Source organism: Methylorubrum sp. POS3 (assembly GCF_043352485.1).
Lineage (GTDB): Bacteria > Pseudomonadota > Alphaproteobacteria > Rhizobiales > Beijerinckiaceae > Methylobacterium > Methylobacterium suomiense.
Genome location: NZ_JAPRBT010000043.1, coordinates 1 through 20,614 on the forward strand (window position 1 = coordinate 1; position 20,614 = coordinate 20,614).

Below are 20,614 nucleotides of genomic sequence, written 5' to 3' on the forward strand. Positions count from 1 at the left end.
CGGTTTATCCCCTCAGCCTCGGCGGCCTCATCGGCCACGCTCAACAGACCCTTGTCGATGGTGATGTTGATGCGGACCCGCTCGGCCGGCACGCGGCGCGGCGTGATGAGCTGGACGAAGGCGCCGTCGCGATCCGTCTCCGGATCGTCCGACAGATCGGCCCAGGTGCGGGGACGGGGGACCGGATCGCCGTCGGCGCGCAGGGCGGCGAGGTGGCCTGACAGGGCCTCGCGTGCCGCCTGCACGGCGTCCTCGAAGTTGTCTCCGGCGGACACGCAGCCGGGTAGATCGGGGAAGGTGACGCCCCAGGAGCTTTGGTCCTCGGGCGGATGAAGCAGCGCGAAGTAGGCCATGCGCATGTCCAGAAGCCCTCGAAGTTAGCGAGATGGGCGCCCGATCCGGGAGAAGACCAACCGCTCTGAAGCCGCCCCGATTTGGACAGTGGGCTTGAAGGGGCGGTAGGCGACGAATCACGGGCTATCTTGGAACATAAGGCGGACAACTTGGCCGGCCGCTGGGCGCGAAAGGCGCCGTCGGCCGACCATCGCACAGATGAGCGTCAGCCCATGGTGTTGAGCGACCATGACATCGAGCGTCGGATGATCCTCGCCGAGCGCGCCGATCCGCAATCTCGCTCTTCCGAGCCAGATCGCCCTCTGCGATGGCCGGACCTCTACGTCGTGAATGCCGATCACCGGCGAGCGCTCAAGCTCTGGGTCTGGTGTGCGGCCCATGGTTGCTCGTTCCATAGCGTGTGCCGGGAGAGAGGCCTGCGCTACTCGACAGCCCGCCGACACCGGCGTGCGGCGGTCGAGCGGATTTCGATGCTGCTGGGTGAGGCGCGGATCCAGCAGGCTTGACAGTGGTCAAACGGGTGCCGCCCCCTCGCATCGTGCAGCGCATCGACTGCCGCGATGAGGGATGCTGTCCGTGGCCGGTCCTCGCAAGAAGAAGCCTGTTTCCCTCGCCTGTCGCGAGGCGGTGAAGAAGATCCCCGCCGAGACGCTGCCGGAGGGCGGGGCGACGGCAGAGCGGCTGCAGCAGGCCGGCGTGACGATCGCGATGACGATCGCCGGCCGGAAGCTACAGGTCATCGGCCCCGGGGGCGGTGCCTGGGGCGGCGTCGGCGCCGGCGGCGTCATCCGACTTAACCAAGCACCGCTCGACCGGCTTCACGCCCGCGGCCGCCTCGACCCCGATCCGCAGACGAACAAACAGCTGATGGAGGCCGGGGACAAGCTGCGCGGCCACTACTACCTCGCCGGCCTATCGGGCTTCCCGGCGGCGAACGATCCGAACGGGGCCGGTGGGGGCCATCCGTCGAGCCGCACGCCGATCACCGAGATCATGGAATCGAACCGCCGTACGCTGCGGCTGGCCGAGGCGGCGCTGCATCCGGGTGATTGGTGGGTGGTGCGCGACGTCGTTTGCCTTGAGCTTGATCTTGGCGCGGTAGGGCAGGGGCTGGGGTTTGGCAAAGATCATGCGGCCAATGCGGTCGCACTCGATCGCCTCCGGCGTGGTCTACGCCTTCTTGCCAAGCATTGGGGTTACTCGGCGTAATTGCGTTGATATCTTCGAGAACCTCTGTGATCTGGCGTAAGCAGTGAGACAGGCAGTCTCTTCAAAAGCCGCAAATGACCCATTGCAGACGGTCGGAATGTCCGCTTCCAGGCAGTTCAATGGACACGGTTCGGCAACTTCTGGCCAGTAGTGGCCTGTCTGCTCTGGGGAGGGCTTGCCAAAAAGAGCAGACAAGGTCCTGTCGAACCAACCCAGTCGTAAAGCTCGATTGGCGTCGGCCTCAAAAATGGACACCAGCACGCCGCCAGTCACCGCCGCCCTGCGGCCTCCAAGCGTGTCCGGTCAACAATCTTGACCGCGCCTCGACGAAGTTCGATTAGGCCCGCCTCGGCCCATTGTGCCAGGATGCGGCTCACCACCTCGCGCACGCTGCCGACATCGTCCGCGAGTTTCTGATGAGTCACCGCGGCGACGCCCCGCGGATCAGCCTCGGCCAGGAGCCGTTGCGCGAGGCGCTGCTTCAGCGGTGCGAACGCGACCTCGTCGATCAGCGTGAACAGGCCGGACATCAATCGCGTGTAATCATCCATGACGAAGCTGCGGAACGCCGCGCTGTCGCCCATCAGGTGCTGGAACGTGCTGTCCGGCAGGGCCGCGAGCTCGGTCCGCTCCTCGGCCACGCTCTGCGCTGGAAAGGTGCCGCCAGACAGGAGACACTGGGTGGTCAGGGCGCAGGTGCCACCCGGGCCAACCTTGTAGATCAGCACCTCGCGTCCGCCCTCCGACATCCGGAAGATCCGCGTGCGTCCCTCCAGGCACATCAGGTAGTTGGCACACTCGCCATTCAGTTCGTAGGCGATGGCGCCTGCATCCAGCACCGGGAAATGCACGGTTCCCCGAGCGATCTGAAGGTGCGCCGGGCTGAGAGCCTGTAGGAGCGGAAACCGATCGATCCACCGCTCGACCTTCTGGGCATCCGTCATGGCTGGCGTGGTCCCCCGGCCATGACGACGGGTTGATCGTCCGGCGCGCGTTGCGCTTTTCTCCCGCCGCGCCTGATTTGTGTGACCGGGGTCACCGACCGGGTGCAGCGGCCCGGCATAGCATCGCGACACAACGAACACGATAAGGGTGCCCGCCATGCGTGGCGCCCGCCGGGAGTAAACCGATGCGCCGTTTCGCCCTCAGCTTCATGCTCGCCGTCTTCGCTGCCGGCCCTGCCGCGGCCGAACAAGATCTGCTGCTCGGTGCCGATATGTCCTCACCCGCCATGACGAAGGCCGAGATGAGCCGCGCCGACGTCGAGGCGATGATTCAGGACGCGAACGGAAAGCCCATCGACCTGCACGACAAGGCGCTGTCGGGGCTCGATCTCTCGGGGCTGAATCTCCGGGGCGTCAACTTACGCACTGCGCGCCTGAACAAGGCCAATCTGCGCGGCGCCGATCTCAGCGGCGCAAACCTCGAACAGGCATGGCTCCTGAAGGCAGACCTTTCCGGCGCCAAGCTCGCAGACGCGAAGATGTTCGGCATCACGGCGCGGGACGCCAACCTCAGCGAGGCCGACCTCAGCCGGTCCATGCCCATCGGCGATTTCAAGGGCGCCAACATGAGCGGCGCCACGCTGGTCGATCTCAAGGGCGGAGCCGACATCAAGAATCAGTCCATGGGTCTGATGCGGGCGGTGTTCACCTCGGTGAACCTGTCGGGCGCGAACCTCAGGGGAGCCAACCTCGGCCGGTCACGCCTGGAGTATGCGAATCTCAAGGATGCCGATCTCACCGGCGTGGTGCTGATGGGATCGGACTTGTCCGGGGCCAATTTGACCGGTGCTACGGTCACGGGCGCGGACTTCAAGAACGTCGACGTCAGCGGTGCCCGGCTGATCAACCTCAAGGGTCAGTCCGAGGCCAAGGACTGGGCGGAGAGGGTGAACATCGACCGTGCCGTCACTCAGGCATCCAATTGACGCGCCCGTTCACCGACCTGACGGCCCGCCGCTGACCTCAACGGCTTGTGTCTCCGGAGACCCAGTCAGCGGGGATCTGCAACGTTCCTTGCATATCAGCGAAGCCACAAACTCGGGTTGCCCGATCGACAAGGCTCGCTTCAGTCCGAAGCACGACGTTCGTCGTCGCCAGCCAAATCATCGCATCATGTGATCAAAACGATTGATACGTTCCGTTGGAGCGAACGAATGGATGCGGTCATGGTCGTAGCAGATCCATTCCACGAGGTGCACGCACCATGCCCGCAGCAGCATTTCTCCGATCACGCGCGCTTGCCCTGCCTTCCATCCTGCCCGGCCTGAGCCTTTGCCTCGCGGTGACGGGCGTCGCCCTCGGGCTGGAGAGGGTCGAGAAACATATCTTCGGCCGTGAGTGGCTGGAGGCTCTGGTCCTCGCCATCGTGCTGGGCACGGCCGTCCGCACGGCCTGGAGCCCAGGTCGGCGCTTCGTTCACGGTATCGCGTTCGGCGCCAAGACCGTCCTGGAAATCGCCGTCGTCCTGCTCGGCGCCTCGCTCAGCCTCGGGACGCTGCTCGCGGCCGGGCCGGGGCTTCTCGTCGGCATCGCGGTGGTGGTGGCTCTCGCCATCGCGGCGAGCTACGGCATTGGCCGGGCTCTCGGGCTGGCCCCGCGTCTCGCCATCCTCGTGGCCTGCGGCAACTCGATCTGCGGAAACTCGGCGATCGCGGCGGCGGCCCCGGTGATCGACGCGGACGGCGAGGACGTCGCCTCGTCCATCGCCTTCACCGCCGTGCTCGGCGTTCTCGTCGTTCTCGGCTTGCCCCTGCTCGTGCCCCTGCTCGGCCTCTCGCCGATGCAGTACGGCGTGCTCGCGGGGCTGACGGTCTACGCGGTGCCGCAGGTTCTCGCCGCAACCGCGCCGGTGGCCGCCCTCAGCGTCCAGGTCGGCACCCTGGTCAAGCTGGTCCGCGTGCTGATGCTCGGGCCGGTGGTCCTGGCTCTCTCGCTCGGGATCGGCCGGCTGCGGGCGGAAACGGACGCGACCGTACCGTCCCAGGCGGTCGATGAGCGCCCCGCCCCGGGCCGGATGCCGCTGCACCGGCTGGTGCCGTGGTTCATCCTAGCCTTCCTGGCCCTGGCGGGTCTTCGCTCGGCGGGGCTCGTTCCCGAAGGGGCTCTGCACCCCATGGCCGCGACGGCGAACGCGCTGACCATCGTGTCGATGGCGGCCCTCGGCCTCGGCGTCGACGTGCGCAGCGTCGCCAAGGCGGGACCGCGCGTCACCCTGGCGGTGGTCGCTTCGCTCGCCGCCCTCACGGCCGTGAGCCTCGGGCTGATCCGCCTGCTCGGCATCGCCTGACAGAGGCCTGCCACCTGGCGCGTCCGCGCGCGTTGAGCTCCGACCTTCTGCGATAGAGACACCCGATGTCGAGCTTGACCGAGCGTATGGCGCGCCTGATCGTTCATGGGGAGCGCCCCTACAACGCCGAGCCGCCGCTGACTCGCCTGCGGGCCCGTTACCGGACCCCTGCGGAAGACTTCTACGTCCGCTCCCACGGCGACCTGCCGGAGATCGACCCCGCCACATGGCGTCTGTCCATCGACGGCGCGGGTGTCGGCCCCCTCGATCTGTCGCTGGCGGATCTGCGCGCGCGTTTTCCCGAGGCGACCGTCACGGCCACGATGCAGTGCGCCGGCAACCGCCGCGCCGATATGCGGGCGGTGGCCCCGGTCTCGGGCGATCCCTGGGACGGCGGCGCCATCGGGACGGCGGACTGGACCGGAATCCGCCTCGGCGACGTCCTGCGTGCGGCGGGCGTAGCGCCGGGAGCGAACCTCCACTCGGACCTCCACGTGGCCTTCGAGAGCCACGATGTGGTCGAGGGCCAGTTCTACGGCGTCTCGATCCCGCTCGCCAAGGCGGTCGCCGACGAGACGCTGCTGGCCTTCGCGATGAACGGGGCCCCGCTGTTGCCCGAACACGGCTTCCCCGTGCGAGCCGTCGTGCCGGGCTTCGCAGGCGTGCGCAGCCCGAAATGGCTGAAGCGCATCACGGTGCAGGACCACCCCTCGACCAACCCGATGCAAGCCGACGACTACAAGCTGTTCCCGCCGGACGTGACGGCCGAGACCGCCGATCCGGCGAAAGGCCACACCATCGAGACGATGCCGCTCAACGCCGCGATCTGCGAGCCCGCACGCGGAGCCCGGCTCAAGATGGGCGAGACCACCGTCCGCGGGTACGCCATCGCGGGAGACCGGGCGGTCGTGCGCGTCGATGTCTCAAGCGATGGCGGTCGGTCCTGGCATCAAGCCGTGCTGGAACACGAGGCCGGCGCCCCCTTCGCCTGGACGTTCTGGGAGATCGTGCTGGACCTTCCGTCCGGCGAGCGCGACCTCGTGGTGCGCGCCTGGGACGCCGCTGGGCAGACCCAACCGGCGCGGCCGGACGAGACGTGGAACTTCAAGGGCTATCTCAGCGCTTCCTGGCACTGTGTGAGGGTCGAGGTCGCCTGAGTTCCGCGACGGATCAAGGAGCGGCACGGATCAGGTCGAGCAGCGCGTCGGCGGCGCGGCTGCGGTAGCGCTCCTTGTGGCGCAGGACCCGGAAGGTCCGCGTCGGCAGGGCGAAGGGCACGGCGACGAGCGCTCTGGTTCGCAGCGAGGGTCCGACCACCGCTTCGGACAGAACGCTTGCCCCGGCCCCTGCCACGACGGCGGCGAGGACCGCCTCGTTCGACGGCAGTTCGAGGGCAACCGTGAGTGCGTCCGGTGCGATGCCCAGTGCGCTGATCGCCGCCTCGAAGGCGGAGCGCGTGCCCGATCCGGGTTCGCGCAGAACCCAAGAGACTGACGCGAGATCGGATCGTCCCGGCCGCGCGCATGCGGCCAACGGGTGGCCGGGCGAGACCACGAGGACCAGCCGATCCTCGGCGATCGGGGCGCTCGCGAGGCTGCCGTCGTCGATCGCGCCCTCCACGAAAGCGAGTTCCGCCGTCCCCGCCCGGACCGCCTCGGCGGCCTCTGCGGTGTTGCCGATGCCGAGCCGCAGGACGATGTCGGGATAGGCCGCCCGGAAGGCGACGAGGTGCCGGGGAAGCCAGTGGCTGGCGATGGTCTGACTCGCCTGAATGGCCAGCGTGCCGCGCCGCATGCCGCTGAGGTCCGCGAGCACGAGTTCGGCCGCTTGGGCGCGGGCGAGCACCGCGCGAGCCTCGCCGAGAAAGACGCCGCCCGCCTCGGTCAACTCGATGCCCCGGCCGACCCGGTGGAACAGCTTGACGGCGTGCCGGCTCTCCAGGGCGTTGATGGCGGCGCTGACCGCCGACTGGACGAGGTTCAGCGCCTCGGCCGCCCGCGTGACGTGCTGGCGCTCGGCGACCGCCACGAAGATGCGCAACTGGTCGAGGGTCATGGCGTCTCGGGCTCGGCGGAGGCCTTGGCCGGCGTGGTCCGGCAGGGTTCGGATACGAGCGTCACCGCGCGCCTTCGCGCTTGCCCGAGACCTGCGCATCGACCGCCTCGGCGACCCGGAGCAGCCGCGCCTCGTCCGTGCGGGCCGTCACCACGTAAGACATCCCGGCGTCGATCCACGAGAAGGCGGCGACGTCGTCGGCGCGGGCATAACGGAACACGCCGCGCCCGCCGGTCGGCCCGGCCCGGCTGTAGAGCGTCAGGCGGGTGCCCCGGTCGTCGTCGTACATCAGCATCGCCGCCGGCTCGTCTCCGGCGGGGAGCAGGCGCCCGCCCATCAACCGGAAGCCCTGCGCCCGCAGGTCCGGCACGGTGACGGGTCGGCCTAGGCGCGCGCTGAGCCATCGCACGAGGTCGGTTGAGCCGTCGGCGCGGACCTCGACCGGATGGGCGGCCTCGACCACGTAGGTGCGGAAGGCAGAGACGGCCGCCTGCGTCATTGGTTCGGCCGGGGCGCCAGCGCTCGGCACGGCGCCGCGCCCGACCCACCCGGCCGCGCCGCCGACGGTGAGCAGGAGCGCCGCCGCCGCCGCGTTAGGCCACCAGCGCGGGATGCGCCTCCGGCGTGGGCCCGCGAGATTCGCGATGCGCAGGCGGGCGGGGATCGGCTCGTCCGCCACGGGCGCGAGGCGCGCCCGCAGGCGTTCCCGCACCGCCCGGTCGGCGGCGACCCGGGCGGCCGTCTCCGGATGCGCAGCGAGCCACGCCTCGACGCGGTCGCGGCGGCCTGGATCGAGCCGTCCGTCCACGAAGGCGTGCAGATCGTCCTCGCCGACGGGACGCGGGTCGGACGCGGTCATTTCACCCTCCGCAGATGCCCGGTGACGATAGTCGGGGCCTGATCGAGGAAAGCGCGCATCCGGCCGCGTGCCCGGCTGAGGCGCGACATCACGGTGCCGATGGGGACCGCGAGCACGGTGGCGACCTCGGCATAGGACATGTCCTCGACCGCGACGAGGAGCAAGACGGACCGCTGCTCCTCGGGAAGCGCGGCGATCCCGTCGAGCACGTCCCGCGCGCCCACGGCCGCCTCGGGATCGACCCCGACCTCCGCAATCTCCATCAGCGCCTCCGGGCCGACCTCAATGCCCCGGCGGCGGCGCACGCCTTCGAGGTAGCGGTTGCGCAGGATCGCGAATAGCCACGCCCGCAGATCGCCCTCGCGGCGTTGCGGCCAAGTGCGGATCGCCCGTTCCAGCGTGTCCTGGACGAGGTCGTCGGCCGCCTCGCGCTGCCGCAACAGCGCGGTCGCGTAGCGCCGCAGGGCCGGGATCTGCGGTTCGATCAGAACGGCGAGGTCGTCCAAGGGCGGTCTCCGGTTCGCGCCGACGGCAAGGCCCGCGCCGCCGCTCGGATGAGAGATGCCGGAAACGCCCGAACTATTCCAAGCCTCGCCCCGGTAAGCTGATCACGCATCTGTGATCGATTAGCCGGGAGCGGCGGGGAATATCCCGGCCCGGCCGGCATCTCTCCCCGCGTGACCTCGACACTGCGGGAGAGACCATGCGCGGAGCACCGACGGCGATCCTCATCACACTGCTCATGGCCGGAGGCGTCCTGGCTGGCGGGATGATGATGCGCGCCGGGCATGCGGAGACCGCCCCCGGCGGCTTCGATGCGATGATGGCCCAATCGATGGCGCGGATGCACGCGGACATGGCGGTGGTGCCGTCCGGCGATCCCGACCGGGACTTCGCCGCCATGATGATCCCGCATCATCAGGGCGCGATCGAGATGGCTAAGGCCGAACTCGCCTACGGCCGCGACCCGGTCCTGCGTCGGCTCGCGCAGGGCATCATTGTCGAGCAGGCGCAGGAGATCGAGGTCATGCGCCGCGCCCTCGCCGAGCGACCGGCCGTGTCAGCCACGCCGCCGCAGGCCCCGCCCCGCCACCATCACTGAGCCGATCGCCGCTTACCGACCCAGCAATCAGAGCGAAGAGACCCCCACGATGCGACAACTCATTCCGGCGACCTTGCTGATCGCCTTCCTTGGCGGGACCGCCCTGGCGGGCCAAGCGCCGGGGCCCGCCTCGGCGCCGGACGTGCCCGTCGGCCCGCGCGACCGGTTCTATACCTCGGACCAGTTCTCCAACACGGTCTCGGTGATCGATCCCGCCGCCAACACGCTTCTGGGCGTGATCCGCCTCGGCGACACGACGCCCGCGAACCTGAGCCCGCTCTATCGCGGCCAGCTCCTCGTGCATGGCATGGGCTTCTCGCCCGACCGCAAGACTCTGCTCGCCGTCTCGATCGGCTCGAACTCGGTCAGCTTCATCGATACCGCCACCAACACGGTGCGCCGCACGACCTATGTCGGGCGCTCGCCGCACGAGGCGTTCTTCACGCCGGACGGGCGCGAGGTCTGGGTCAGCGTGCGCGGCGAGGACTACGTCGCGATCCTCGACGCCGGTACGGGCCGGGAGACGGGCCGGATCACGGTGCCGAACGGGCCCGGCATGACGATCTTCTCGCCCGACGGGCGTTACGGCTACGTCTGCTCCAGCTTCAGCCCCGAGACGGTCGCCATCGACGTGAAGAGCCGCGAGATCGTCGGGCGGATCAAGCAGGAGAGCCCGTTCTGCCCCGACATCGCGGCGACGCCCGACGGAAAGCAGGTGTGGTTCACCCTCAAGGACGTCGGCCGCGTCCAAGTGTTCGAGGCCACGCCGCCGTTCAAGGCGCTCAAGACCATCGAGACGGGACCGATCACGAACCACGTCAACATCGCGCGCACGAAGGCCGGGCAGTTCGCCTACGTGACGGTCGGCGGCCTGAACCGAGTGGAGGTGTTCCGCACCGACGACTTCTCGCAGGTCGCGACGATTCCCACCGGCGCGCTCCCGCACGGCCTCTGGCCCTCGGGCGACGGTTCGCGGATCTATGTCGGCCTGGAGAATGCCGACGCGGTCGCGGTGATCGACACCGGCAGCAACGCGGTGATCGCCACGATCCCGGTCGGCCAAGGGCCGCAGGGGGTGGCCTACGTCCCGGAGGCGGTGCCGGAGGGAGCGGGTGCGCCGAACCTCCAGCCGCTGGGCGCGGCGGGCCAATCCAGCACGCTGACGCTGGCCGGCCCGGACGGCAAGGCGGCCACGCAGGTCACGCTGTTCGACCAGGGCGTGTTGCAGACCCTGCAGGCGGCGGTGACGGGCCTCACGCCGAAGAAGCCCTACGTCCTGGCCCTCGCGGCCGATCCAAAGGGCACGGGGCTTCTCGAGCCGCTCGCCGCCTTCATGACGAACCCGGCGGGCGCGGCCATCGTCAACGCCGTCGGTCCGATCCGGCAGGTGACGCAGAACGCCAACGAAGCCACGCGGCGCAGCCTCGTCATCGTCGAGGGCAAGCCCGGCGAGACCGGCGCGACGGTCCAGACCCAGGCACCGCGCTGACGGGACGAGGGGGCGGTCGCCGGACCGCCCCCCTGTTGCCCGCCTCGCCTCAGTAGGTGTCGGCGAGGTAGGCGGCGATGGCCTTGGCCTGCGCCGCGTCGATCGGCGCGTGGTAGACCTTGACCATCTTGGTCACCTCGGACTCCCAGAAGGCCGCGCCTTTGCCCGGTGGCTGCATCGCGATGTAGTCCACCGAATGGCAGACGAGGCAGTTCGCCTGGGCCGCCTCGAAGCCCTCCGCGTGCATGCCGGCCTTCGGCGCCCGCAGCTCCGCGGTCGGCTCCGGCACCGCGTAGGATTTCGGCGCGGCGAGCGCCGCGCCGGTCGCGAGGGCGAGGGCCGCCGCGAGGGCGAGGGTGATGCGGGTCATCGTCGTCACTCCCTCAGACCGCGCGCACGCGGGTGGTCTCGACCACGTTGCGCAGGTACCCGGCCGGGTTCCAGCGCGGCTCCATCGGCTGGCTCGCCCCGTCGTTGGCGGTCGCCCGCACCCGGATCGCGTGCGATCCCGGCGACAAGTCCACGTCGAGGGTCCAGGGCCGGAAGGCGTAGGGGCCGAGATCCTGCCCGAGCCGCGCCTCCGTCCAGGTCTTGCCGTCGTCGGTCGAGACTGCCACCGCCTTGATCCCAGAGCCGCCGTCGAAGGCGATGCCGCGCAAGGGCGTGTGGCCGGCCTTCACCTGCCCCCCGTCGGTCAGGTTGGTGAGGAAGGAGCGCACCGTGAAGCGGTTGATCGGCACGGTCTTGTCCGCGGCCTTGCCGGGTTCGGTGCAGGCGCAATCGTTGTCGGGGATGCGATAGGCCTTCTGCATCCAGAAGCCGTCGAAGGGTTTGTCGAGCACGCTGATGCTCTCCAAATGCTTGACCCAGTAGGTGCCGTAGAAGCCCGGTACGACGAGGCGCAGGGGATAGCCGTTGAGCCAGGGTAGGTCCTGCCCGTTCATGCCCCAGGCCAGCATCACCTGCCCGTCGCTGGCATGGTCGAGCTTGAGCGACTTGGCGAAGTCCGGCGTCTCGGGGATCACCGGGCCGTCGAGCCCGGTGAAGGCGACCTCCACGGCGCCCGCCTTCACCCCAGCCTTGTCGAGCACGGCCTTCAGCGGCACGCCGGTCCAGCGGGCGCAGCCCATGGCGCCGTTGGCGAGCTGCCCGCCGGCCATCCGCGGCGTGAAGAAGCCGCGGGAATTGCCCGAGCACTGGTTGACCGCGACGATCTCGGTCGTCGGCATCGCCTTCAGGTCGGCGAGCGAGAGCGAGACCTCCCGCTCGACATGGCCCTTGATCGCGACGCGATAGGTCTCGCGATCGATCTCGGTCGGGATGTCGGCGAGATGGTAGCGCACGAAGAACGCGTCGTTGGGCGTGATCGCGCCCTCGTCGAACACCGAGAACGGAGTCTCCAGCTGCGGCGGACGCGCGGTCATCTGGAGCAGCGGGCGCTTGCCCGGATAGGCCACCAGGGGCCGTTCGCCGTTGCCGAAGGGCAGCGTGGCGTTGTCGCCCGCGAGCGTGCGCAAGGACGCGAAAGTGCCACCGCCGAGGCCCGCCAGGGCGGTGAGGCCCGCCCGCCTGATGAGATCGCGTCTGTCGAGCATCCGAAGTCCTCCCCTGTCCGCGCGTGACTCCGGCGACCGGGCCCGCGACGTGCGGAGGAGGAGACGCATGTCGCCCCCGGTCTATTCGCGGCGGGTCGAAATAAATTCCGCGGCTCGCGCCGGTCAGCCGGTGCAGGGGCGCTCCGCGAGGCTGGTCGCCCGGTCCAGCGCGAGCCGCAGGCGGTCCGTCTTGTTCGGTTCGGTGAGCAGCACGGCCGCCTCGGCCAGCAGGGCGAACCGCTCGGCCGGCACCGTCTTGGACAGGAGGACGTAGTGGCGCCCCTCGCTGTCCCAGCGCGCCACACGCAGGCCGCCGCTCCCTTGCGCGATCTCCCGACCGGCCTGCCCGCGCGACGGTCCGCTCCAGATGGCGAGCCGGCAGCCGTGACGCCCCTCGTAACCTGCGAGCCGACCGGCCGAACCGTCGTCCGGGGACAGGTAGACCAAGCGGAAGCCTGCCGCCCCCAGATCGAGGGGGAAGCCATTCGGGCCGCCCGCGGGCCGCACGTCGTTCGCGGGTGAGCCCGCCGCACCCCATGCCGTGAAGGCCGCGCGCGCGGGGTCCGCCGGCGCGCGAGACGACAGGGCGAGCCAGCCGGCGCCGACGAGGACGACCAGGGCCGCGGCGCACGCCCATCCGAGGGAGGCGCGGGCGATCGGCGCGCGCCGGGGCGGCACGGCCGCAGCCTTCACCTCCTGTTTCACTCCCTGCTTCAGCCGGGTCAGGGTCGCGACCCGCGCGGCCAGGACCGGATCGCGGGCCAGCGTCTCCGCGACTGCGCGCCGGTCCTGCGGATCGAGTTCCCCATCGACGTAGGCATTGAGGGTCTCCCAGCGCATCACGGCCCCTCGCTCCCATCGGACGGCCCGGCGATCCGGTGCAGCATGATCCGCCTCGCCCTGTGCAGACGGCTCATGACCGTGCCGACGGGAATGCCGAGCCGTTCGGCGGTCTCCCGGTAGCTCAAGCCTTCGACGTCCACGCAAGTCACGACAGCCCGGCAGGGCATATCGAGAGCGGCGAAGGCTTGGCGCACGGCGATCGCCTCGATCAGGCGGTCGTCGAACCCCTCGTCGGGCCAATCGAGGAGCTCATCCTCGTGGTGGAGGCGGGTCCGGCGGATCCGGTCGATCCAGGCGTGGCGCACGATCTGGAACAGGTAGGCGCGGGCCGCGTGAGGCTCACTGGGAGTCGTACGCGTGGAAAGCGCCTTGAGAGCACTCTGCTGCATCAGGTCACGTGCGGCGTCGGGCTCACGCGTCAGGGCTAGCGCGTAGCGGAACAGGCGCGGCCACGCATCGACGAGGTGCTGACCGATGGACCGCATCCTGATGTGTCGTCCTCCCCGCACTCCATAGCACATCAATGCATGTCCACACAGAGCCGCAACGGTCGACGATGGTTGTGGATGTCGGGAGGCCTTACACCTCTGCAGCGCTACTCGGAGCGTTGTTATTGCTGAACAATCGATAGCAGGCTCGCATGTCTGCTTTCAGGCATGTGAGGATGCGGTTTTAAGGCAGGGGTGGGCGCGAAGCTGAATGTCCGGTTACGGGTATCGAGTTGATGTCCGCTCATGGCGCAATGCGGCCCCCAAAAAGTATAGGGCAAAGCCGCCATGTAACCGTGGCTCACGCTGCACCCGTGGCTGGTGAAACCGGGCGCATGAAAATTGCCCTTTTCGGGCTCCCGGTAATTACGAAATTTGCACCGTAATTCGGTTGGCCAACGAGGTAGCTATTGAATTTGAAGGAACAGCGAAGGTGCGACAGCCAAAGGTCCGCAACGGGTGGGGAGCGGCCCCTGGCCCTTCGGCTCGAAACGGACGTTCTGCGACCCTCTCTAAAGATTGCGGCGTTTGATCCTTTGCCCTCTTGAATATGTACGCTTCAACTTACTGACTTTTCAGCTCCCATCGCCTGTTTCGCAGCACCCCAAAATTAGCGCGGTGCCATCCAAAAACCATCAAGGTTATTCGCGCACGTCTTCAGCCCACGCTGCAGCGACAACCCCTGAATTCTGCAAACAGCGAATCGGTCCACGAGGCCTGGACCGGCCCATGGCTCTCCTTCACGTTTCGGCGAGGAGCGGGTCGGTGCAGCTCGAGGGTGGAAGCTGGCGACGTTTCGACCATCTCGAACCGAATGGGCACGGTTTCAGCAACGTTGCTCCTATGTTAGCCCCGCGTGTCGCCGACGACGGTCACAGGGGCGCGGGGATGGTACGGCAGGCGGCGAAGGATCTATCGTGCAGGCGCAATATTCCTCCCCGGCCGTTCCGGAAGAGCTCAAACGCTACTTTGAGCAGGCGCATATCGCGCTGGCACTCGCCGATGTAGGCGACGACAACCCCTTGCTCCTCGTCAACGAGCCGTTCCACAAGCTGACGGGCTACGACGCCCCGGAGGTGATCGGGCGGAATTGCCGCCTGTTGCAGGGCGACGCCGAGAATTCAGAGGCGCGCGAGAAGATCCACGCCTTCCTCGAAGGCGACGGTGTGAATGCGGTGCGTACCACCATCCTCAACGTCCGCAAGGACGGGCGCCCCTTCGTCAACCTGCTCTTCATGTCGAAGCTGCGGGCGCTGTCGGGGGAGGTGCGCTTTCTTTTCGCATCTCAATTCGACGTCAGCCGCTCGCAACCCGAGCTGCTCGCTGCCTATGATGCGGAACTGAGCCGGACGCTGTCCCGTTTGCGTCCCTCGCTAGCCGAGAGCGGGATCGTCCTCGAAGGGTCGCTGAAGGCGATTGCCAACACCGTCGCCACCGTCGCCCAAGCCAAGCTGACCCTCGCGGATCTCGATGGAACCGGATTTCCCTGACATCGCCCGGGCCGAGGCGCCCGAGGCGCGCAGCGGAGCGGGCGCATCCCCGCCCGGCTTCGCCGGTCCCGTCGTTGGGATCGGCGCCTCGGCGGGCGGCCTGGAGGCTTTGCGGGAGATGCTGTCGCGCGCCCAGGCGCCGACCGGCATGGCCTTCGTCATCGTTCAGCATCTCGATCCCAACCACGAGAGCATGCTGGCGCAACTCCTCGACCGGCACACCGATCTCAAGGTGCTGCAATGCGAGGGCAGCGAGCGCATCGAGGGTGACACCGTCTACATCATCCCGCCCGGCCGCGGCCTCGCCATCCAGCAGGGCGTACTCGAACTCACCGAGTTCGTGCAGCCGCGCGGGCTGCGCCGGCCCATCGACGACTTCTTCCTGTCGCTCGCCGTCGATCAGCAGGCGAACGCGGCTTGCGTGATTTTGTCCGGCACGGGTGCGGACGGCACCACCGGCCTGCGGGCGGTGAAGGAACACGGCGGCGTCTGCGTCGTGCAGCAGCCGGACACGGCGCGCTACGACGGCATGCCGGTCTCTGCGGTGGGCACCGGCCTCGTCGATTTCGTCCAGCCGCCGGGCGAGATCGTGAACTGCCTCGCGGCTTTCTTCCGCCGCCGCGGCTCGGACCCGCTCGACGAGCGCGAAGAACTGCTCGCCGACCACGTGGACGACCTGTGCCGGGTGCTCCGCAGCGCAGTCGGGCACGACTTCTCCGGCTACAAGCGCACCACCCTGATCCGCCGGGTCGAGCGGCGCATGCACGTGCTCGGCATCGATGCGGGCCGCGCCTACCTCGCCCGCATCCGCGCCGACAAGTCCGAGTGCGACGCGCTGTTTCGCGACCTGCTCATCAACGTCACCCGCTTCTTCCGCGACGCGGAGATGTTCGAGGTCCTGCGCGAACGGGCGATCGAGCCGCTGTTGCGCGACCGCGATCCGGACGAGGACATCCGGGTCTGGGTGCCGGGCTGTTCGAGCGGCGAGGAGGCCTACTCCATCGCCATGCTGTTCGCCGACGCGGCGCGCCGCCTCGACCTGCCGCTTGCGGTCCAGATCTTTGCCACCGACATCGACGAGCGCATGCTCCAGATCGCCCGCGAGGCGACCTATCCGGCAGCCGCTTTGGCCGACATCCCGGCGCATTTACGCGAGCGCTACGTCGTACCCCACGCCGAGCGCTTCACGGTCGCGGCGGAGATCCGCGACCTCATCCGCTTCTCCAGCCACAGCCTGGTAAAGGACCCACCGTTCTCGCGCATCGACCTCCTGTCGTGCCGCAATCTACTGATCTACTTCGATGACCGCTTGCAGCAATCGGTGCTGCCGCTTTTCCACTACGCGGTGCGGCCGGGGGGCTACCTGTTCCTCGGTCCCTCCGAGAGCGTCAGCCGGTTCGAGCAGCTGTTTCCGCCGCTCGACCAGCACGCCCGCCTGTTCGAGCGCCCGCCGGGCCAGCCGAAATACCCGATCGATCTGCCCGGCCACGCCCGCCGAAGCGAGGCGCGCCGCGGCGACGACGGTCGAAAGGCCACGCCGGTCGCCGACGAGACGGCCGCCGCTCGGCGCATGCTGGAACGCTACGCGCCGCCCAGCATGGTCCTGAACGAGGACGGCGCCATCGTCGCCGCCTACGGACGACTGAGCCGCTACTTCGACTTCCCCGTGACCCGCACCGGCGGCACCAGCGCCATCACCCTGGCGCGCCCGGGCCTGCGCGACGTCATCGGCCCGCTGCTGCGTCGGACCCGCGACGCCCGCAAACGCGTCGTCGTGCGCGACGTCGAGGTGGTGTCCGAATACGGCGTCCAGCAGATCGAACTCGTCTGCGATCCGATGCCCGATGCCACCATGCTCTTGGTGCTGCGCGACGCGGGCGCGTTCCGCCCGTCGAGCGATCCCGACCTCGTCGAGATGGATGCGGGCGGCGACCATGTCGAGGCGTTGGAAGAGGAGCTGCTGCGCACCCGCTACAAGCTGCGCTCGGCCGTCGAGGAGTTGGAGACGGCCAACGAGGAGCTGAAGAGCTCCAACGAAGAAATGATGTCGATGAACGAGGAGCTTCAATCGACCAACGAGGAGCTGACCACGGTCAACGACGAGCTGAAGATCAAGATCGACCAGCTCACCGTCGCCAACGCCGACCTGCGCAACTTCTTCGAGTCGACCGACCTCGCCGTGGTGGTGCTCGACCGCGATCTGCGTATCCGCAGCTTCACCGGTTCGGCCACCGCGATCTTCCCGCTCCAGCCCGGCGACCGCGGGCGCCCGCTCGCCGACGTGGCGACCCGGCTCGAAGGCTCGGACTACCTCGCCGACGCACGCGCAGTGTGTGCCGGCGGCGCGGCGATCCAACGGCGGGTCGTGACCCGCGACGGCGCGCGCACCCTATCGCTGCGGGTGCTGCCCTACCGCCTCCAGAGCGCCAGCGTCGACGGCGCCACCCTGGTCCTGACCGACATCACCGAGGCGCTCTCGCTGGAGCGCCAGCTCGCCGCCGAGCGCGAGCGCCTCGACCTCGCGATCAAGGCCGGCGGGATCGGCATCTGGGAATACTGCCCCGACGACGACGCCATCGTGGTCGATGCCACCGCCGCCGCCATGCTCGACCTCGCGAAAGAAGGCCGTCATCCGCTGGCGGATCTCGCCGCGCGCCTGCCCTCCGAGGATCGCCGGGAGGTGCGGGACGCCTTCGCCCAGGCCGCCCGCGGCCGGGGCGACTTCGAGGCGCGCCTGCGCGTCCGTGGGCAGGGGCACGCCACCCGCTACGTTCGTAGTTACGGGCGGCCGATCATCGGCAGCGCGCCAGCACGAATCGTTGGGGTATCCATCGACGTGTCGCCCGAGCACGCCCTGACAGAGACCCGCGATCTGATGCTTCGCGAGATGAACCATCGGGTGAAGAATTTGTTCGCGATCATCGGCGGGATGATCACGGCGGGCGCCCGCGCGCAGCGAGACGTGGCGACCTTCGCCCGCGACATGCGCGACCGCATCGCCGCCCTCGGCCGGGCTCATTCGCTGGCCGACCACACCACCGACCAGGGCATGAGCGACCTCACCAGCCTGGTCGCCGCGACGCTCCAGCCCTACCACGACCACATCCCCACCGTGATCGAGGGCCCGCCGGTGACGCTCGACTGGCGCTACGTCTCCTCGCTCGCCATGATCCTGCACGAATGCGCGACCAATTCCGTGAAGTACGGGGCGCTGGGCGCCGCGGACGGCCGGCTCGACGTGACCTGGGAGTACCGGTCCGAGGGGCTGACCCTGCAATGGGTCGAGCGGATGACGCGGCGTACCGCGGTGAAAGACGGGCGCGGCTTTGGCTCATTGCTGATCGAGATGTCGCTGCAGCAGCTCCACGCCACCGTCGAGCGCAACCTCGACGAAAGCGGATACCAGCTCACTTTTGTCCTACCCGGTCCGGCACCTCTCTCTGATTGAATTGAAATTCCGCAATCACAGGAGTTGAGATTAATTTGGATCTTGTCCACTGTAAAAAACTGCGAGCAATGAATTCTTCAGACAATGCATCGCCGGGGAGCAGACGTTGCCTGGGTCGGCTAAGGGTCGTAAGCGGCGGTTCGGCGCTTGCCGACTAAATATCGGCTCCTGGCTCATCGCAGCCAGCCAAGGCGGACTTATCTCTTGCTGGAAACAGGAGCTAAGACCACCGCGGGTCAGCCGTTTGTATTGCCATCAAACCGTGTGAGCGGATGCACGAAAACCGCGCTTTTCATGCATCCAAATGTTTCAGTAGCTCCACCTTAGATTAGTCGGCTGCCAGCGTAGCTCTCGGACCCAAATGGATGTCTAAGGCGCATCAGCTGAAGGTCCGCAACCAGTTGGGAGTCGTTTTTCGGCATCCCCTGTCGAACGACGACTTCGCGCCAATAGCCGACCTTCGCGTTCGGTCCTGCGACGGTCTGCTCACAGAGTGAGATCAGACGCATATGGCGAGACGCCCAGCGGTCACGACATCCTCAGGCTGGGAACACCGCGCTCACCGCGCGGGCCAAGACTGCTGAGGCCGACGCCATGTGCGTCCAAGCGCGTTTGGTGAAATTCGAGAACCAACTCGACCGTTTCCGCGCCGAGGAGTTCTGGGACCGCGTCATGCAGGAGATAGCCGACCTCCTCGCTGAAAGGGGTCCCCTGACGCCATCGGAGATCCTGCCGCGACTCGGGGCTGTGACGGTCCGCGGCGCCACCCTGCACAAGGAGCCGCTTACGCCGGGCACGCTCAAGAAGAAGATGACGTCCGCATCTTCCACGGTCGTTACTTCGAACCGCGGGACGAGGGCCGCTGCGCCCGGCGCGCAATCAGCGTCTCGTCGTGCTCCTCGATGGAGGCGAATGGGCGGCGAGTGGACATCCGCTCGTCGAGGATGGCCCGGTGGCCGAAGTGGTGGTAGCTCGACCCAAGGATTCTAGTTGGCATCTGAGCCTCGCGGGTTGCTGAGGCTCGTCACGCGACGGCACTTCGGCGATCAGTCGGTGGGGTGCTCGCCCGCGTGTTTCATGACAGCGTCTCCTTGGGGGATGGCGAACCTGTCCCCGTCCGGATGCCCTCGCAATTCCCTCGCGCCGGGACCCACGGTTGGCGAGGAACGTCCTCACGCCGCGCCGTCCCGGTCATGTTGCGAAGGGACAACGTCGGCGCGGAACGCCCGTTCGTCGTTAACGGCGAGCGTTACGAACCGGACGGACGCCGGGCATCGCGTCGGGCTCGAAGGTGAATTCGATGCCGCCCGCCTCGAGCGTCGCCCGTATGGCCGCGAGGTTGTCCGGGCGCGGGACGTTCGGCCGGTCGTCGGTTTCGAGCCGCTGGATGGTCGAGGCCGAGACGCCCGAACGGCGCGCCAGCTCGCCGGCGGACCAGTTGAGCATGCTGCGGGCGCCGCGCACCTGGGCGGCGGTGATCTCGCGGTCGGGGTTGTCGGTCGCAGGCGCCACGGGGGGCGGCGCGGGCGGCGAGGCCGGGAGGTAGCGATTGCGGCCGGGCACCGCGAGGCAGACCCCGACCCATTCGCGGATCTCGCCGTCGGGGTCGAGGATCGGGATGCCGCGGGCGTTGTACCAGCGGTAGACGCCGTCAGCGCACAGGACGCGGTAATCGGTGTTGTACGACGCCTGGTGCGCGACGGCTGTGGCCCAGGCGGCCTCGACCCGGCCGCGGTCGTCCGGATGGATGGCGTCGATCCAGCCCCGCCCCTGCACGTCCTCGTGCGACTGCCCCGTCAGCGTGAGCCACTGGGGCATGTCGAGTGCCTGGCCGTCCGGGCTGACCGTCCAGACCACCGCCGCGGTGGCCTCGATCAGGGCGGCGAGGCGGGCCTGGCCGGTAAGGTCCGAGCGCTGGTTCATGTGGCGCAGCGTGACGTCGCGCGCGATGCCGATGGCGCCGAAGGCCGCGGTCCCGTCGAAGCGCGGGTTGACCGCCCGCAACTCGATCCAGGCGCAGGACCCGTCGCCGCGGGGGGAGCGCACCTCGCACTCCGCCGACAGACCGTTGCGGAGGGACGCCTCCATCTCGCGGAACGACGTCCGGTCCCCGGGATGGACCGAGGAGGCGAGATCCTCCCAAGCATGGTCGCGCCCGTCGGCGAGGCCGAAGAGCGCGTTGAAGGCGGACGACCCCCGCACCCGGTGCCCGTCCGGACCCAGCACCCAGACGCCGACCCAACCGGCGTCCTCGACGAGCGACGCCACCTCGCAGGGTGGCCAGCCCGGGTGCTGGCGGTTCTGCCTGGACGCCCCGTTCCTGGCGGTCATCGTCCCGTCTCCCTTCACGGGAGCCATCGCGGCTTCTCCTCGAATAAGGCGTGACGGATT

Annotated in this window: 20 protein-coding genes; 9 read left to right on the forward strand and 11 right to left on the reverse strand. The window is 68.6% G+C overall.

Annotated features, from left to right (window positions below):
• A partial coding sequence (locus OWC43_RS23440; protein ID WP_393958693.1) for a type II toxin-antitoxin system HicB family antitoxin occupies positions 1–353 on the reverse strand: 353 nt, incomplete at its 3' end.
• A gap of 213 nt (positions 354–566) precedes the next feature.
• On the opposite strand from OWC43_RS23440, the gene OWC43_RS23445 reads away from it, so the two are divergent.
• Both OWC43_RS23445 and OWC43_RS23450 read left to right on the forward strand, forming a co-directional pair.
• Complete coding sequence (locus OWC43_RS23445; protein ID WP_393958695.1) at positions 567–860, forward strand: hypothetical protein; 294 nt, start codon at positions 567–569, stop codon at positions 858–860.
• A 61-nt stretch (positions 861–921) separates the two neighbouring features.
• A complete protein-coding gene (locus OWC43_RS23450) occupies positions 922–1,563 on the forward strand; it encodes a hypothetical protein (protein ID WP_393958696.1) in 642 nt (213 codons plus the stop codon).
• 269 nt (positions 1,564–1,832) lie between these two features.
• On the opposite strand, the gene OWC43_RS23455 is transcribed toward OWC43_RS23450, so the two are convergent.
• On the reverse strand, positions 1,833–2,507 hold the full coding sequence (locus OWC43_RS23455; protein ID WP_393958727.1) for a Crp/Fnr family transcriptional regulator: 675 nt from the start codon (positions 2,505–2,507) through the stop codon (positions 1,833–1,835).
• Positions 2,508–2,692: 185 nt separating this feature from the next.
• On the opposite strand from OWC43_RS23455, the gene OWC43_RS23460 reads away from it, so the two are divergent.
• The 3 genes from OWC43_RS23460 (at position 2,693) to OWC43_RS23470 (ending at position 6,011) form a co-directional block, all read left to right on the forward strand.
• On the forward strand, positions 2,693–3,493 hold the full coding sequence (locus OWC43_RS23460; RefSeq protein WP_024830155.1) for a pentapeptide repeat-containing protein: 801 nt from the start codon (positions 2,693–2,695) through the stop codon (positions 3,491–3,493).
• Between the two features lie 278 nt (positions 3,494–3,771).
• The gene (locus tag OWC43_RS23465) at positions 3,772–4,854 is read left to right on the forward strand and encodes a YeiH family protein (protein WP_393958698.1); all 1,083 of its coding nucleotides are present in this window, start codon (positions 3,772–3,774) and stop codon (positions 4,852–4,854) included.
• A gap of 65 nt (positions 4,855–4,919) precedes the next feature.
• Positions 4,920–6,011 (forward strand): molybdopterin-dependent oxidoreductase, encoded by a 1,092-nt coding sequence (locus OWC43_RS23470; protein WP_024830153.1) that lies wholly within the window; start codon positions 4,920–4,922, stop codon positions 6,009–6,011.
• Positions 6,012–6,024: 13 nt separating this feature from the next.
• Here the strand turns inward: OWC43_RS23470 and OWC43_RS23475 are convergent, their stop codons facing one another.
• The 3 genes from OWC43_RS23475 to OWC43_RS23485 form a co-directional block, all read right to left on the reverse strand.
• Positions 6,025–6,909: a LysR substrate-binding domain-containing protein gene (locus OWC43_RS23475; protein ID WP_393958699.1), complete on the reverse strand. Its 885-nt coding sequence runs from the start codon at positions 6,907–6,909 to the stop codon at positions 6,025–6,027.
• Positions 6,910–6,970: 61 nt separating this feature from the next.
• A complete protein-coding gene (locus tag OWC43_RS23480; RefSeq protein WP_393958700.1) occupies positions 6,971–7,768 on the reverse strand; it encodes an anti-sigma factor family protein in 798 nt (265 codons plus the stop codon).
• Entirely contained in the window at positions 7,765–8,274 is a 510-nt protein-coding gene (locus tag OWC43_RS23485; protein WP_393958701.1) for a sigma-70 family RNA polymerase sigma factor, read from the reverse strand. Before OWC43_RS23485 ends, OWC43_RS23480 begins: the two co-directional genes overlap by 4 nt.
• Before the next feature lie 197 nt (positions 8,275–8,471).
• On the opposite strand from OWC43_RS23485, the gene OWC43_RS23490 reads away from it, so the two are divergent.
• Both OWC43_RS23490 and OWC43_RS23495 read left to right on the forward strand, forming a co-directional pair.
• Positions 8,472–8,870, forward strand: coding sequence for a DUF305 domain-containing protein (locus tag OWC43_RS23490; protein ID WP_056459976.1), 399 nt, complete (start codon positions 8,472–8,474; stop codon positions 8,868–8,870).
• A 49-nt stretch (positions 8,871–8,919) separates the two neighbouring features.
• On the forward strand, positions 8,920–10,359 hold the full coding sequence (locus tag OWC43_RS23495) for a YncE family protein (protein WP_056459978.1): 1,440 nt from the start codon (positions 8,920–8,922) through the stop codon (positions 10,357–10,359).
• A 49-nt stretch (positions 10,360–10,408) separates the two neighbouring features.
• On the opposite strand, the gene OWC43_RS23500 is transcribed toward OWC43_RS23495, so the two are convergent.
• The 4 genes from OWC43_RS23500 to OWC43_RS23515 form a co-directional block, all read right to left on the reverse strand.
• Positions 10,409–10,729 carry a sulfite:cytochrome C oxidoreductase subunit B gene (locus OWC43_RS23500; RefSeq protein ID WP_091970929.1) on the reverse strand — a complete coding sequence of 107 codons (321 nt, stop codon included), beginning with the start codon at positions 10,727–10,729 and terminating at the stop codon, positions 10,409–10,411.
• 13 nt (positions 10,730–10,742) lie between these two features.
• Positions 10,743–11,954, reverse strand: coding sequence for a molybdopterin-dependent oxidoreductase (locus OWC43_RS23505; protein ID WP_056459983.1), 1,212 nt, complete (start codon positions 11,952–11,954; stop codon positions 10,743–10,745).
• Positions 11,955–12,077: 123 nt separating this feature from the next.
• The gene (locus tag OWC43_RS23510; protein ID WP_056459988.1) at positions 12,078–12,794 is read right to left on the reverse strand and encodes an anti-sigma factor; all 717 of its coding nucleotides are present in this window, start codon (positions 12,792–12,794) and stop codon (positions 12,078–12,080) included.
• Positions 12,794–13,282, reverse strand: a complete 489-nt coding sequence (locus tag OWC43_RS23515) for an RNA polymerase sigma factor (RefSeq protein WP_111473750.1) — start codon at positions 13,280–13,282, stop codon at positions 12,794–12,796. The genes OWC43_RS23510 and OWC43_RS23515 overlap by 1 nt, the downstream gene beginning before the upstream one ends.
• Before the next feature lie 920 nt (positions 13,283–14,202).
• Here OWC43_RS23515 and OWC43_RS23520 point away from each other — a divergent pair.
• Both OWC43_RS23520 and OWC43_RS23525 read left to right on the forward strand, forming a co-directional pair.
• On the forward strand, positions 14,203–14,775 hold the full coding sequence (locus OWC43_RS23520) for a PAS domain-containing protein (protein ID WP_393958704.1): 573 nt from the start codon (positions 14,203–14,205) through the stop codon (positions 14,773–14,775).
• Positions 14,756–18,223 carry a CheR family methyltransferase gene (locus OWC43_RS23525; protein ID WP_393958705.1) on the forward strand — a complete coding sequence of 1,156 codons (3,468 nt, stop codon included), beginning with the start codon at positions 14,756–14,758 and terminating at the stop codon, positions 18,221–18,223. The genes OWC43_RS23520 and OWC43_RS23525 overlap by 20 nt, the downstream gene beginning before the upstream one ends.
• Before the next feature lie 835 nt (positions 18,224–19,058).
• On the opposite strand, the gene OWC43_RS23530 is transcribed toward OWC43_RS23525, so the two are convergent.
• Positions 19,059–19,220 (reverse strand): hypothetical protein, encoded by a 162-nt coding sequence (locus tag OWC43_RS23530; RefSeq protein ID WP_393958707.1) that lies wholly within the window; start codon positions 19,218–19,220, stop codon positions 19,059–19,061.
• Between the two features lie 239 nt (positions 19,221–19,459).
• The gene (locus OWC43_RS23535; protein WP_393958709.1) at positions 19,460–20,554 is read right to left on the reverse strand and encodes a PAS domain-containing protein; all 1,095 of its coding nucleotides are present in this window, start codon (positions 20,552–20,554) and stop codon (positions 19,460–19,462) included.
• Positions 20,555–20,614 lie beyond the last annotated feature (60 nt).